General features: G+C 39.2%; 14 protein-coding genes. 4 read left to right on the top strand and 10 right to left on the bottom strand.

What is annotated here, in order from left to right; all coding sequences use genetic code 11:
- Positions 1-71 precede the first annotated feature (71 nt).
- Together LQZ19_RS15375 and LQZ19_RS15370 are read right to left on the bottom strand one after the other, a co-directional pair.
- Positions 72-575, bottom strand: coding sequence for a hypothetical protein (locus LQZ19_RS15375; RefSeq protein ID WP_411048567.1), 504 nt, complete (start codon positions 573-575; stop codon positions 72-74).
- A gap of 70 nt (positions 576-645) precedes the next feature.
- Positions 646-3,063, bottom strand: coding sequence for a leucine-rich repeat domain-containing protein (locus tag LQZ19_RS15370; protein ID WP_411048566.1), 2,418 nt, complete (start codon positions 3,061-3,063; stop codon positions 646-648).
- A 240-nt stretch (positions 3,064-3,303) separates the two neighbouring features.
- On the opposite strand from LQZ19_RS15370, the gene LQZ19_RS15365 reads away from it, so the two are divergent.
- Both LQZ19_RS15365 and LQZ19_RS15360 read left to right on the top strand, forming a co-directional pair.
- Positions 3,304-3,504 carry a hypothetical protein gene (locus LQZ19_RS15365; RefSeq protein ID WP_411048565.1) on the top strand — a complete coding sequence of 67 codons (201 nt, stop codon included), beginning with the start codon at positions 3,304-3,306 and terminating at the stop codon, positions 3,502-3,504.
- A 34-nt stretch (positions 3,505-3,538) separates the two neighbouring features.
- Positions 3,539-4,651: a tetratricopeptide repeat protein gene (locus LQZ19_RS15360; protein WP_411048564.1), complete on the top strand. Its 1,113-nt coding sequence runs from the start codon at positions 3,539-3,541 to the stop codon at positions 4,649-4,651.
- An 83-nt stretch (positions 4,652-4,734) separates the two neighbouring features.
- Here the strand turns inward: LQZ19_RS15360 and LQZ19_RS15355 are convergent, their stop codons facing one another.
- Genes LQZ19_RS15355 through LQZ19_RS15330 form a run of 6 tightly spaced genes read right to left on the bottom strand, consistent with a single transcriptional unit; the run spans position 4,735 to position 10,496 of the window.
- Positions 4,735-4,911 carry a hypothetical protein gene (locus LQZ19_RS15355; RefSeq protein ID WP_411048563.1) on the bottom strand — a complete coding sequence of 59 codons (177 nt, stop codon included), beginning with the start codon at positions 4,909-4,911 and terminating at the stop codon, positions 4,735-4,737.
- 36 nt (positions 4,912-4,947) lie between these two features.
- Entirely contained in the window at positions 4,948-5,310 is a 363-nt protein-coding gene (locus tag LQZ19_RS15350) for a hypothetical protein (protein WP_411048562.1), read from the bottom strand.
- A gap of 42 nt (positions 5,311-5,352) precedes the next feature.
- Entirely contained in the window at positions 5,353-5,937 is a 585-nt protein-coding gene (locus LQZ19_RS15345) for a hypothetical protein (RefSeq protein WP_411048561.1), read from the bottom strand.
- Positions 5,937-8,918: a DUF4116 domain-containing protein gene (locus tag LQZ19_RS15340; protein ID WP_411048560.1), complete on the bottom strand. Its 2,982-nt coding sequence runs from the start codon at positions 8,916-8,918 to the stop codon at positions 5,937-5,939. The genes LQZ19_RS15345 and LQZ19_RS15340 overlap by 1 nt, the downstream gene beginning before the upstream one ends.
- Positions 8,919-8,932: 14 nt before the next feature.
- Positions 8,933-9,811, bottom strand: a complete 879-nt coding sequence (locus tag LQZ19_RS15335; RefSeq protein WP_411048559.1) for a hypothetical protein — start codon at positions 9,809-9,811, stop codon at positions 8,933-8,935.
- On the bottom strand, positions 9,798-10,496 hold the full coding sequence (locus LQZ19_RS15330) for a hypothetical protein (RefSeq protein ID WP_411048558.1): 699 nt from the start codon (positions 10,494-10,496) through the stop codon (positions 9,798-9,800). The genes LQZ19_RS15335 and LQZ19_RS15330 overlap by 14 nt, the downstream gene beginning before the upstream one ends.
- A gap of 218 nt (positions 10,497-10,714) precedes the next feature.
- Here LQZ19_RS15330 and LQZ19_RS15325 point away from each other — a divergent pair, with 218 nt between their 5' ends.
- Entirely contained in the window at positions 10,715-11,695 is a 981-nt protein-coding gene (locus tag LQZ19_RS15325; RefSeq protein ID WP_411048557.1) for a hypothetical protein, read from the top strand.
- Entirely contained in the window at positions 11,692-12,426 is a 735-nt protein-coding gene (locus LQZ19_RS15320) for a PilZ domain-containing protein (RefSeq protein ID WP_411048556.1), read from the top strand. The genes LQZ19_RS15325 and LQZ19_RS15320 overlap by 4 nt, the downstream gene beginning before the upstream one ends.
- 5 nt (positions 12,427-12,431) lie before the next feature.
- Here LQZ19_RS15320 and LQZ19_RS15315 read toward each other — a convergent pair whose 3' ends face one another.
- Together LQZ19_RS15315 and LQZ19_RS15310 are read right to left on the bottom strand one after the other, a co-directional pair.
- Positions 12,432-13,115, bottom strand: coding sequence for a TVP38/TMEM64 family protein (locus tag LQZ19_RS15315; RefSeq protein WP_411048555.1), 684 nt, complete (start codon positions 13,113-13,115; stop codon positions 12,432-12,434).
- Positions 13,116-13,218: 103 nt separating this feature from the next.
- Positions 13,219-14,379, bottom strand: a complete 1,161-nt coding sequence (locus LQZ19_RS15310) for a chitobiase/beta-hexosaminidase C-terminal domain-containing protein (RefSeq protein ID WP_411048568.1) — start codon at positions 14,377-14,379, stop codon at positions 13,219-13,221.
- Positions 14,380-14,518 lie beyond the last annotated feature (139 nt).

Raw genomic sequence — 14,518 nt, 5'->3', positions numbered from 1 at the left:
GGGGAAGACAGAGTCCCCCTATGATTACCGTTTACACTAAAAAAATTATAAGTTCCTCTTTATATTATAAGTTATATTAAAGAGTTTGTTTCTTTTTTTAAAACTATTGATCTCCTTACATCTATACTTTCATTTCTTTTCTGTCTTGCCATCTTTCTTCTTTCATAAATACTGCCATCTCTTGTAAATTCATCAATTTGTAAAGCTGAAATAATTCTAGTAGTACCACCTACGGATATTTCTTCAGTTAATAACAATATATCCGGTTCTCCATGTTCAAAACGAATACAACCAACGCCTTTATTTCTATTGGGCAAATGAGATATACCAGTATATGTAAAATCAGGATCATTATATGCATATCGTACGTAATAAAAACTAAATACCCTTTTTTTAACACATAAATTACTTTTACTTCTTTGCCAACTAAAATTTTCTACACAAATAAATTCATGCTCCGATCCACTCTCATCAATCCCATATAATGCTTCATCTGAATCTGGATCAAGAGGACTATTTGTAGTTGCTTTTTTTAAAATTAATTCTTCATATAAGCGTTTCAAAATATTTGTCATATACTCTCCTTTTATAATTATGCAACCATTAATACCGTGTCAAATACAAATTACCTAATACTTATAACTCCTAATCAGGTAATATTTCTTTTTCTACAATCTGCCGGATATCCTCGTCAAAGAATGAATATAATGTCAGGAACAAAAAGCGGGGGCTATCTCCTTGTTGTATAGAGAGTACCGCTGCTTTCTTGGCGCGGTTTAAGTTCTGTTTAACCGGATCGGTTTCCTGCTCTATCATGTTGTCAAGAATTTCTGTGATAGATGTTTGTTTAAAACCATCGAGAACAAAAACAATACCGTATTCAAATAGATCACCATCTGCAATCGCTCTGCGGTCCAGGAGTTCTTCCAGAGCCAGAAGCCCCTCGCGCCTCGACTTGTCTGAAAATTCCATAGCTCGACAAATAAAGCGTACTTCTTCCCGGTCCCTGGGCTCGGGCCGTTTATAGAAGCGCATATTAGGAAGGTGATCGAATGCGTCGATATCACCATCCAGGTATTTTTTGAAGGCCTCCGTAAACCCACGACCGGGCAGGCGGACTATTGAATTAAGAGTAATGGACAGAATTGTCGGACTATCCCCCGCCTGTATACCGAGTATGCCCTCCAGTTCTAAACGCCGTAGGATCTTTCGGTAATGATTGTGCTCTCGTTCAAGGTAATTAGTTAAAATAGGGCGAATTATTTCCGCATCAGTGCCGTCAACCACCAGGAGGAGGCCTGTTTTAAAATACTCATCCTGAATATCTTCAATTTCCTCTTCCAGAGCAAGAAGCCCCTCGCGCCTCGCCTTCTTTGAAAGGGTCATTACCAGCATGATAACACTATGAGCGAGAGCTATGAAATCATCGTAGCTTAGGGAGCCATGGGCCGGCACTAGTTCATTGTTAGGGATATACAAATGATCATTTGACAAAACAGAATCGGGTAAATCTCTAATTTCGGTATTGGTTAAAATGAGCTTATAAAGAGTCGGCATGGTCCCTAGGGCTTCGGGAAGCTTTTTAATTTTTGTGTGTCCCAGATCGAGGATTTCAAGGGCGGAAAGGCCGGCAATCCCCTCGGGCAAGGCTTCTATATCTGTATGGCTAAGATCAAGCAAAGTAAGGGAAGCAAAGTTCCCCATGTTATTAGGCAAATTTTTAATTTTTGAAGATTTCAAAGAAAGTCTCTCCAAAGAAGAAAGTTTGCCAATGCTTTCCGGCAAACTGTCAATTTCTGTACCTTCTAAGTTAAGATTAGTAAGGTTAGTAAGATTACCGATACTGTCAGGCAAGGCTGATATCTTTGTATTTTTTAGGGAAAGATAATTCAGGCCAGAAAGATTTCCTATACTTTTCGGTAGTGAATGTATATACAGGCCCGACAAATCAAGAGAGGTAAGGCTGGAAAGGTTTCCTATACTTTCTGGAAGGGATTGTATATGTAAATCCCTTAAATTAAGTGAAGATAGCTTGGAAAGATTTCCGATAGTTTCTGGCAGAGCCCTGATTTCTGTTCTGTATAAACTAAAATCGACTAGTTCCCGGAGATTGCCAATGCTGTCAGGCAAGACCGAAACATTTGAATTGTTTATACTAAGCTTCGTAAGGGCAGTGAGTTTTCCTATCCCCTCCGGCAGGGAAGTAAAAGTCCCAGAGGATACATCGAGTTCTCTGAGCCCGGTGAGTTTTTCAATTCCATCGGGTACAAAGGAAAGGTTTTCCATGGTAAGTTTTTTAAGACTTCGAAGTTCCCACAGCCATTCAGGAAAAACCGTAATACTACTTCCATTAAAATCAAGACTTTCAAGTTTAGTAAAATTACGCACCCATTCGGGTATTTCGGTGATGTGATTGGGAAAACTTAATCTTTTCAGATTTATACATTTACCGATTGATTCAGGGAGGACCGGTTTTTCCTCATCATAACTATAAATATCCAGAGATTCCAAACAGCCAAGCTCAAACAGAAGAATGGCGCCGGTGATTACTTCCATCTGTATTTTCAGGCCCTTAATCTGTTCCAACTCCCCTTGCCTGTCCTTAAAACCGTCAAAGCCCAACTGTATATCCTTAAGGGTAAATTTCCATGTGTCTTTAAGGGTTTTGTCGCCATTGACCGCAGCCTCAATAAGGTCGGCAAATTTCATATCCTTCTCCTTACTTTTATTTTCCTGTACTAAAAGCGATGCTTCCTTAGCTGCCCGATATTCTTCACGGAAACTACCTTTGGGGCCAATTATTTTACCGGTCTCCGAGAGATACCTGACAATGCTTTCTATCTTTACCTGATCATCAAGTCCCTGATTATCCCGGTACCTATTGGTTATTACTTGCCGAAACAACCTGGCGATCCGGGGGGAGAAATTCCGGCAAATCTTCTCAACAGTTTTAGGTTCCGTGTTTGTAAAAGCCGATACGGCGGTTCCCCAGAGGTCCACTTCCCGAAAGACCCTTTGCAGCGCCCGGTCATCCAGAGCCAGAATTAAATCGTCAAACCACATAGTGTCCCCCCTAGAGCATTTTCCCTGCTAATTTATGGTATCAACCCGAATGTATTTCACAAAACCATTTTGCCTGTTTTTTGAAAAAAAAATGAAGTTTTTTTGCTATCTACTTACTATTTGTATAGTATTTATTGTTAAACATTTGTAGAAATTTGATGAAAATGGCATATTTCGCATTGAGAAAACCATTTGCCTTGATACAGTGAAAGTGGAAATACTGGATACAAAGGAGTGACCATGGAAATTGACATGAAATTGGGGAACCTGCATAATGAAGAATCGCCTACCGCTTCCGGGAAAACGGAAGAGTCCGCCATAAAGCACGGTGAGCGGAAAAAGTCTCGGTCACCGCAAAAGAAGAAGGACGATAAGCCTGGTTTTTACGGGTGGGGTTCAGTGACCGGATTTCAGACAGGGGTTTTGATGAGACTGGACTAGGATACAACGGGTAGCTAAAACAAGGGGGTAAAGTATGGAGAAGGTTGAAGGACCGTATACTGCCGAAGAGCTTTTATCACATGGTGATGAGTGCGTCAGTACGGGTGATTATTTATCAGCTATAGAGAGCTATACTCAGGTAATAGCAATTGATCCAAATGATGTCGAAATATTTCTTAAACGTGGCATTGCACGTTATAAATTAAGCGTGGAAGCTGACGATGATACGAGAAACTATTATAACCAGGCAATAAGCGATTTCACCGAGGCAATCAGACTTAATCCTAAATCTTATCAAGCCTATGCCCATCGTGGGGTTGTATACTACAAAATGGGCGATATGGACAAGGTAATAGCGGACTGCACCCACGCAATCGAACTTGATCCCAAGTTTGTCTTGTCCTATAGCTATCGCGGCCGTGCATATACCATTAATAAAAATTACTCTCATGCCATAGCGGATCATACGGAGGCAATTACCCTTAATCCTGATAATGCTGAAGCCTATTACGATCGCGCAACTGCGTATTATGAAAATAAAGAGCAAGCAAAAGCCATAACGGACTATACCCAAGCAATCAAACTTTCTCCCAAGGCTGCCTATTATAACTGCCGCGGTTCTGCATATCTTAATGGTAGGAATTATAATTCGGCCATAGCGGATTTCACCCAAGCGCTCCACATTGATCACTCTCTTTCTGACGCTTATAACAATCGTGGTGATGCATTTGCCTGGAAAGAGGATTATACTTCGGCTATAGCGGATTACACCGTTATAATCGACATGAATCCTGATAATGTCGATAATTATCTTAAGCGTGCAAATATATATTTAAAAACGAATAATTTTGATGCGGCCATAGCGGATTACACCGTTATAATCGACATGGACCCTGATAATGTCGATAATTATCTTAAGCGTGCAGATACATATTTTGAGAAGGACAATTTCGATGCGGCCATAGCCGACTATACTCAGGCAATCAAACTTAATCCCAAAAAAGGTGCCGCTCATTACTATCGCGGTAAAGCATACGAACGTAAAGGTGATGATAACTTAGCCAAGGTTGACATTGCCCAATCGTTCGAACTGGGTTTTAGAAATCCCAGTAAGTGGGCGAATTTTGACGACGACTTTCTTGGTTGATAGTATAAAGTTAGGATAAACCGCCCTGACCATCTCGGGAAAGCCTGAGAACCCCATCCTCAGGCGATGAAGAAGTATGCATTTCATAAAATCTCTGGCTCATTTTTTGAAGTTGTTACTGGTATTCCATCTAAAATATCTTTTGCCAGTTTCACCTCCTCTTCGCTGAACCTATAAAAAATTCCATGAAATTTTTTTGGAAGTTCCACGCCAAACTTCTCACGAAAAAATATTCTTGCATACTTTTCTATTACTATCATTGTATTCTCCTAAAAGCATAGCCGTAAGCGCCACTGTTAAATTTTCTTACCCGGCATAACCTTTTTGCTTTTCAATTTATTCCATTCTTCCCATTCAGGGTTATGATTTACAGGCCAAACTGCGCTTTTGTTTAGCCACATATCATACCCCACAATCAAACCAAACCCAGCCATAGTTTCATTTTTAGCATCATCTAAATATCTTTCACACATTTCTAAAAGATCATTAATTTGTGAAGGTTCATTATCCTTTAACAAACTTTGTATATATTCTTCTCTTTTTTGTTTCATTAAAACATCATATTCAGTAGGCTCTTCAGGAAGCTCTTCAAAAAGAAGGGCTTTAACAACCGTGATTACTTTTTGTTTTTCTTCTTCTGTTAGTTTTCTCAGTTCCATAAATATACCTCCCGTACACTCAGTGCTTTTTTGATAAATATTTCAATTTTTTGCTATTATGCTTTTAATAAAATGTTCAGGATAAAAGACCTTAATACCGGTTTCTATATTATCTATTATTATCTTGATAGTAATAACAACGCCATTATTATTTAACCCTCCGTTTGAAGAAGATGCTTCTAAAAATGAATTAATAATAATACTTTTGTTTTTTGTTTTTTGAAATATCAGTCGAAATATATCGTCAAATTTTTTTATAAGCATTGTTTCTTCAATTTCAGTTATCTTATCAATTTTATTAATAACCTTTGCTTTTCCGCCAAATAATTTATCCAAAACCATGGAACAAAATACAGCGTCAATATCAATGAAAACCTTATATTCTTTACCCTGGATATCAAATATCTCCTCTAATAAAAAATTAAAACTCTTATTATCTCCAAGAAATTCCTCAAATTTACATTGATGACATTTTGTTACACTTACTATTGATTTAACAGTAAACATTGAAGATAAGATTGATGTAAATGTTCTTATGAATACTTCGTGCAACATTATAAAAAGAGTCTGCTGTTTATCGGACAAAATATCATGGCTCTCAAAGTCCCACCGTTTAATTATTTTCATTATTTCCAATCATCCTTATAGATTGATAATAATTCCATATAGAGTTTTTCATATTGTTTAACGGAAAATGTAAGATCTTTAAAAATATTAAAATCAAATTTGTTTGACTTAAAAGCTGTTGCATAAATATTTGGTGTACGCATCTTGGCAGGGATAAATTTTAAAGCAATTGATGAATTTTGTACTGCCATGAGACATAATTCGCTAGTTCGCAATTGCTTAGGTACATAATTTAAAGTATACCCTTCTCTGCTTACTGCGGAGAAATATAAATCAAAATCTTCTGGTCCATCTGATTTAAATTGTTCTGGAATAAATTCTAATGCATATGGATTCTGTTCTAATGCAATTTTACATAATTCAATGGTTCTTTGTTCTTCTTTAATATATTGAATATTAGTTCCTTCGCGTTTAATTGCATCAATAATAATTTCGGTATTTAAATAATGAGAAGGAATCCACTTTAATGCATAAGGATTATTTTGCAGTGCCCTAAGACATAATTCTTTATTAACTAAATTTTTGGGAACAAATTGAAGCGCTTCACCCTCTTCAGAGACAGCGGTATAACAAAGATTAAAGTCCATAAACTCTTCATTTACATACTCTAAAACTTTCCCATTTTGTTGTATCGCTTTAAGACATAGATCATATGTTTTATCTTCAGGCGTTAAAACTTCAAGAACAAATGCATTAGTTTGTACCATATCAATTAACAAATTAGGCATATTATAATGCTCACGGAGGTAATCAGTTATTTCTTGTGAAATACCCACCATATAATAACATTTTTGTAGAGCCTTTAAGCACAATTCATAACTCTTAAATTCATCGGGAATTTGTCTAAAAACCAGTCCGGCAGTCCAATCTTGAATGGCCGCAAAACACAGTTCTTGAGTTAAATATGCTTTATTGACAAATCCAAAAGCATTGAAATCGTTTTGTACAGCAGCAAGACAAAGTTTTGCATCCTGAAAAGAAACCGGAACATCGGCTAATGCATAGCCATTTTGTTTAACAGCAGATAAACACATCTCCTTATTAATATAATTACCGGGTACATACTTTAATGCTAAACCATCATTTTTAACTAAATTCAAGTAAAGATCTTTTGTTTTATACTCGTCAGGAATGTTTTTTAAATTGCTTCTGTCTATTTTAATAGCCAACATACAGAATGTTCTGGTTTTTATCTCATTAGGGATATAACTCAAAACATTTCCTTCCCATTTTCCACCAAGAACAGCAGCAAAACACAGTCCTAAGCTTTTGAAATGTTCAGGTATATATTTTAAACTATCAGGGCTTTGATTAACGGTTTTCAAACAGAAACTTGGAGTTAAGTATTTTTCCGGTACATATTTAAGTACATTTTTGTCATATGACGAATTTTTTATTGCTTTAAGACATACTTTTTTTGTTCTTAATTCTTCCGGAATTTCCTGCAATCCCATGCTGAATTTACTTACTACAGCAAGTGCAAACTCTTCTGACCTAAATTCACGTGGTAAATATTTAAAAACGCCAAAGTGATTTTTTACCGCAAGAAGGTAAAAACTCTTTGTAAGATATTTTTTCGGTACATCTTGAATCATTAGCCCCTTTTTCTTTATGACATCATAACACATTTTTTTTGTTTTAAGATTATCCCTAATATAAGAAAATGCCATGCCATATTTCTCATGTTTAATTGCCTCATGAGCAAGGTTAGCAGTTTGATATTCTAAGGGTACAAATTGTATAGCACATCCTGTTTCTCGTACAGCATCAAAATACATCTCTTCATTTTGATATTTTAACGGAACATGTTGTAATGCATTACCATTAAGCTTAACTGCATCATGATAAAAATCTAAAGTTTTAAATTCCTCCGGAATTTGTTTCATAACATCAACACATTGATCATTTTTAATTGCATCAAGATACAATTGTCTGGTTCTGAACTGTTCGGGAATCAAATTAATATCAATATCAACAGGGTAATTAACTGCTAAAATACATAATTCTGAATCTATAAAATTGGCGGGTATATGCTTTAACGCTTCACATCCATTCCTTTCCACAGCTACTTTATAAAGTTTTTTAATAAATACTTTATCATCCAAAAAATTATTGGGTACATACTTCAAAGAAGGTAAATCGATATCAACAGCTTCAAAGCACATTTCTTTTGATATATATTCCTTAGGGATTGAACTTAAAAGCGGAGGCATATCTTTATCAAAACCACGCCAATCTCTTTCTTTTGATTTGAATACTAACCTGCACAATTGTTTTGTCTTAAGTTTCTGAGGTACATAGTTAATGGCAAAAATATTATTTCTAACGGCATTTATGCATAAGTCCTTATCTTTTAATTTTTCCGGGACATAACGCAGGGCACAACCATCGAAAAATACCGCTAATTTACAAATTTCAATTGCCTGTGATCCTTCTGATTTTACAGATTCCGGAACAAATTGCAATGTTTCACCATAATTTTTTACAGCCATCATACATAATTTAATACCAGGTACCCCACTGCATTTGATTTGATCAGGTACAAATTCAAGTGCACGAGGATTTTCACGTACTGCATAAAAACAAAGCGATTCAGATTTTTTTTCATCTTCAATATATCGCAGAATTAACCCATTGCGTTTAACAAGTTTCATACATAATTCTGATGTCTTAAGCTCTGATGGCATAAAAAAAAGCAGCCGAGGATTTCTGAACAATGCTTCATCCCAAAAGAGCGTATCTTTCGAAAGGGCAATTTTAGCTTTTTCATTAGCTTCCTGCAATCCTTCAGATTCGACTTCTTTCTCATTTGAGAAGGTTTTGATTGAAACAGAATGATAGCGAGGATTGTTATCGGTATCATAAACCATCTGTTCCGGGTCCAGGTAATTGTTAATATCACCTTGTTCAATAAAAAGTTGATTGCCAAGAGAACGTGCCGCCCAAAATGTACCATCTTCAAATTCAAAATATTCATTCATATTAAATTATTCCTTTATTTCCAATAGTCCTTATAATCCGAGCCGCTCCATCCACCATATAACAAATCACCCTTTTTCACATTAGTACCGTCAACTAAATTGATAATACAATTAGCAGGCGAATACTGTATTAAATTCCCAATCAATGTTGGTTTAGGTGTTAATTCTTCCAGAAGAATATCATTCCAGATATTCCTGGTATCTCCATATTCAATAAAGTTTTTTTTATTCCTTGTAAGGACATTTTTCTTAAATACTTCTTTATAGAACCCTTCAATACCTTGGATTGTCTGAACCCTGCAGAGATGCTGGATTTCATTTTTGGGGGTACCATCGGAAATAATTAAAGTCGGTAAGAAATAGGTCCCGCATTCATGGCAGCAAACCCTTGTATCCTGCCGGTATTGTTCAGCTAAATTTTTGAATTGCGGGTCTGACTTTGGATGAGCATAATAACCTGTTAAATCCTGCATACTATAAACGGCATTACATTTTGGGCAATAGGAATAGTTGATAAGTTTAATTTTAGTTCCAGGAATTTTTCTGTTTCCCATTCCCTGATCCTCATTTTTTCGTTCAATATCGGCAAGTATTTTTTCCCCGTTTTTATCATCAAAAAATTTAAGGGTTGTTATGTCATGCGTATATAGACCATAGGTTTCTTCAGGCGTTTTTCTGTCTGATAAATATTGTGAAAGATCATCCAGGTTTTCAATGGTCACAAAATTATATTTGTCGGTTTCAATGGCTATAAGGTCTTGATTTTTCGGAGTTTGTTTTTTGTACGTCGATTCTGTTTCGGTATCGTCGTCGTTTATAGCGCTCAATAATTGATCAATTTCTTCCTGATTTAAAATTTCAGAATGTCCATAATTTGATCTATAATTTATCATTTATTATTCTTATCTCCTTTACCGCCCTTAAATCCCAAATACAACCGCCTACACAATCCCAACCATTATACCACATACTGCTCAACCGTCTTTCCTCAAAATATTTTGTTATTATAATACCTTGATAATCTTTAATTACCATGGACCATTTTATCGGTTGGAATCCGCTTTCTTTCTCATTGTTTGCCGTTATACGGTATCGCCTTTCAAATTCATTAAAGTCATTATCATTATTGATGGATAGTATATTAGTGCTTTCCTTTAATTCAATTTTAAATTGTTTTTTCAGTTTTTCAGGATGGAAGTCATTATCTATACACCATTTTTCCCAGCCGCCGGCATCTTCCATCGAAACCCATAACCCATTAGGCTTTGCTATAACAAAATCCTGCATTTTGACAGGCTGTGAATAAACACGATTTAAATCGAGCTCAAATGTACCGCAAAATGTATAATGTATCAAAATTATTTTATTTTCTTTGCAGCTAATAGCATTGGATTGATGCCGTGTAAAACGAGTTTTTGGCTTGCGTTTCATTGTTTTCAGTTTGGGATTTATAGCGGTCAATAATTGATCAATTTCATCCTGGTTTAAAGTTCCGGAACCGGCAGTTGGAGAAACCCTGCGTACGGGTGTGTCTTGACGCTCTGAGATTTGGCTGAAGGCTGATTCGTAGTTTTCCATTTTTAGTCCCTTATAGGGCGATTCTATAAAATAAAATTCATCTCTCAATGCAGAATGGGGTGTTTTTCGAAAAAAATTATAATTTTTTTTTAAAATTAACTATACGTTTGTTATGTAAATAATACTGGCACCCTAATCACTAAGGTTTTCCCACCCGTTTGCCGATTACTATAATATAGTACTGGGTTTTTCTTGAATCCTGTAAATGGAGTTTTGCGGTGAAACATCGAAAAAGAATATTCCTTGCCCTCCTCCTCCTGGCGGGTCTCGTTTCCGTATCCGCCTTTGCCGATATAGGGCTTAGCATCCGGTATTTTGACAAGCGGATTTACTATCTCCAGGACGATCCTATTCTTGTACAGATCACTGTCACCAATTCGAGCCCCTCAAGCTACCGGTTCAGGCTGGCGGACGATCGGGCCTTTTCCATCGACTTCGATATACGAACAATGACAAACCTGACGGTGGATCCTGCGGATATCCTGATCCGGCGGCGTTCCACCAGTCAGCAGGTGTTTTTTCGGGATATTTCTGTGGAAAGCGGGGAATCCTTCTCCTTTGTGGAGGATCTGCGGAATTACGCCAGCTTAACACGGAGCGGTTCCTATGTAGTCCAGGTACGGATGTACCCGGAACTGTATCGTAACACCATCAACACCCCTGTAGCGATGAACTCAAACGGCGTCCCCCTGGAATCCAACCGGCTCAGCCTCAACATCAGGCCCCCCGCCCTGCCCGGCCCCGGAGGCGTTCCCCTGGCGCTGGATGTGGAAACCAACGCCAACCTGGTTCGGGAAAAATTACCCCCGGATCAGGTGGTAAACTATATCCTTAGCGCCCGGCAGAAGGGCCAGTGGGAAAAATTCTTCCTCTACCTGGACTTGGAAACCATGCTAATCCGGAATGCCCCCCGCCAGCGCCAGTGGCTTGCGGAAAGCGAAGAGGGTCGCCGGCGTATGCTGGCCCGGTACCGGAGCGAGCTTGAGTCGGAGGTCACCGATGGGGATATCGCCACCATCCCCATGGAGTTCCAGATCGAGCGCACCACCTACAGCGCCGAAGAGGGCACGGTTTCGGTACTGGAAAAGTTTAAGACGGGGAACTATATTGAAAGGAAGCGCTATACCTATTATTTGCGCCAAAAGGACGATGTATGGACCATCGTCGATTATACGGTATTAAATTTGGGGACCGAATGAAATTACTGGTTATCCTTGGTTCAGATGAGATTCTAAATCTGATATCCCAAAACATCAAACCCCTGGGTTTTGATCTAATCCGGTATCAGTATGTCCTCAAGGCTATGGATAATATTGAAGAAATAGAGCCTTCTACCATTATTATCAGTGCAAAGGACTTCCCACGGCACTGGAAAGTGCTGGTTCAATTCGTTCGTTACGCCCATTCCAAGGCGGAATGCCCTATCATCATCCTTAAGGGGCCGAATTTTACTATGGAAGAGGCATCCAAGGCCTTCTATATGGGGGTCAGCGGTATCGTTTCCGAAGACCTGACCAAGCCTTCGGAGGTGGATCAGCTCCAGAGGCTCCTAAGCCGGTATTTGCAGCTGGAAGAAAAACGCCGAAACAACCGCTACCACATTGATGATCCTAAGGAAATGGGAATTTGCGTGGTAAACCCGGTGAACAAAGGCCTAATCCCCGGTGAGGTAAAAACCATTTCCTCCACGGGTATCTCTTTCCTCCCCGAAAGCACCGCGAACCTGGATACATTGGAAGAAAATATGGAGCTCGCCGAATGTTCCCTCCGTATCGGCGAAGATTTTATCACCCCCATATGCCGGGTGGTCCGTACCAGCCCCGATATGTCCCTGGAATTTATCTTCCTCCCCGATGTGGACCGGATACTGCTGGACAATTACCTGGAAGCCCTTCCTCTGCAGGCGCGTAAAGAAAAAAAAGCTGAGTAAGAATATCAGTTTTTCTGCCTGAACCGTCCGATCATTTTCTCCCCGTAGAGCAGTCCCAGTATGCCCATGGCGGCAATGATTAGAAAAAATATGGATATCATTAACCAATTACCGCTGATCATGGAATCGCCTAAAATAGTAGAAGTGAGTATCGCCGGGATACGGGCAAAATTGGAAATGATGATGAACCTAGATAGTTTGATATTCCCCAGGGGAACTATATAGGTAAGGGTATCCTTGGGGAGGCCGGGGATCAGAAAAAGCAGAAATAGTACCAGGGAAAGTTTCCGGGTATCCCCAAGGAAGGTGTATTTATCGGTCAGTTCCCGGCCAAAAAAACGGATAACCAGGGGAGCGCCGAATTTCCTTACCGCAAGAAATATGGCAGTTGAGGCGGCGAAGCTGCCCAGAAGGCATATACCCAATCCACCCAGGGCGCCATAGGCAGCGCCGGCCAGAACTTCCATGGGTCCCCCGGGTATGACCGCCACAAGGATCTGCAGAATCTGAATACCCAACAAAATCAACACGCCCCTAAAGCCCTGCTTTTCTATCCAGAGGCCGAATTGATCCCGGTATTCGGGGAAACGCAGCCGGGTAATAAAGGGCCAAAACAGGATGCATAGGATCACCGATAGGATGATAAAAACAGTAAAGAAGAGGATACCTGCTCTAACGGGGCTTTTCATACACCTATATTAGTTGAAAACCCCAGCCTTATCCATTAGGCTGCGGGAAAAAAGAAGAGCCCAAGACGCCGGGGAGGGATAGTCCCAGGCGCCTTGGGCTATTTTAGTATGCCCACCAATAATTGGTTGTGTCAAAGTCGGCCGCTTTTATTGTTAAAACGCCGTCAGTTAAAATCGTGGAGCAAAAATTCCAACCTTGATTTAAGGTCATATCATATATTCTGGAAATTTCTCCGCTTTGAGAAGTGCCTTTTATAGTGGCATTTTTATCAACATATACGTAAAATCCACCCATATTCCCGGAACCTGCTATTACACCATCTCCTTCAATATTCAAATGTTCACCGCTTTCAAGATATAATTCAAAGTTACCGCCCTTTAAATCATTTGGAGTTATTGTAATACCCTCTGCATTATACGGCGGAACATCTTTTACAAGTGAAAGTATATTATCACCTCTTACAATAGGTATGGAGATCATTGAGCCAGTAATTGTACCGGTTGCAACAGGATCGGTTTCTTTATTACCCCCCCAATAGACTTTTACTGTGCCGGTAGTAACCGGAGTAAGAGTTCCTCCGGACCTGGCATATACCTTTCCGGTTAAAGTAAGATTTTCTCCAATAACCTTTGGTAGAATATCAAAATGTCCAGTAAAGGAATACGTTGTTATGGTATCATTAATAGCTACCGTGTTTTTACTCCTATACCGTTTTACGGTAGGATGCTCTCCCGGCCGCCGCGGAGCTAAATAGAGATAATAATTCCCGGTTCCGGTCCAAGGGTCACCGGGGCCTTCTTCAGTAACGAGATACAGGCTTCCGGAAAGGGTGGTTTCGGCGGGAAAGCCTTGATACGCTGCCACTATATCGCTGCTCGGATTCGGTATAATAGGAGAGGACAAAAGCATTATTGTCCATTCACCGGTATACTCATCATTGAAATCAGTTAAGGTAATAGATTTTTGAGTATTTGTAACTGTAATGGTATAAGCCGCCGTTAATATTCCGCTGGCATTCATGCCTGACTTTACAGCGATCGCCTTAATAGTAACGGCAGACGTTATGGGAATGGGATTCGAATATAATAACGTACTATTTTCAGTGGGAGGGGTCCCATCGGTAGTAAAATAGATGGCTGCCCCCGTCGTGGTGGTAGAAAGGGTGATTGTGGCGCCTGAAGCAACTGCCCCGGCGGGAGGATTTGCCGTTGGCGTAACAACAGTATCCTTTTCATCACCGCCGCCATCTGGTGGACAGCCGATAAGAAAGGCGGACAGAATAATCAGCAGGGGAAAAAAGATCAGATTAAACCGTAGGGGGGGGGGGGGGGGGGGGAAAAAAAACTTTTTTTTTTTTTTTTTTAAAAAGGAAATTTTTTAGTGGGTGGTTTTTTTTTGTTTT

The organism is Treponema primitia, assembly GCF_046533075.1.
GTDB classification, from domain to species: domain Bacteria; phylum Spirochaetota; class Spirochaetia; order Treponematales; family Breznakiellaceae; genus Termitinema; species Termitinema primitia_B.
The sequence above is the reverse complement of the archived record's forward strand: the minus strand, read 5'-3'. Positions and strand labels throughout refer to the sequence as shown.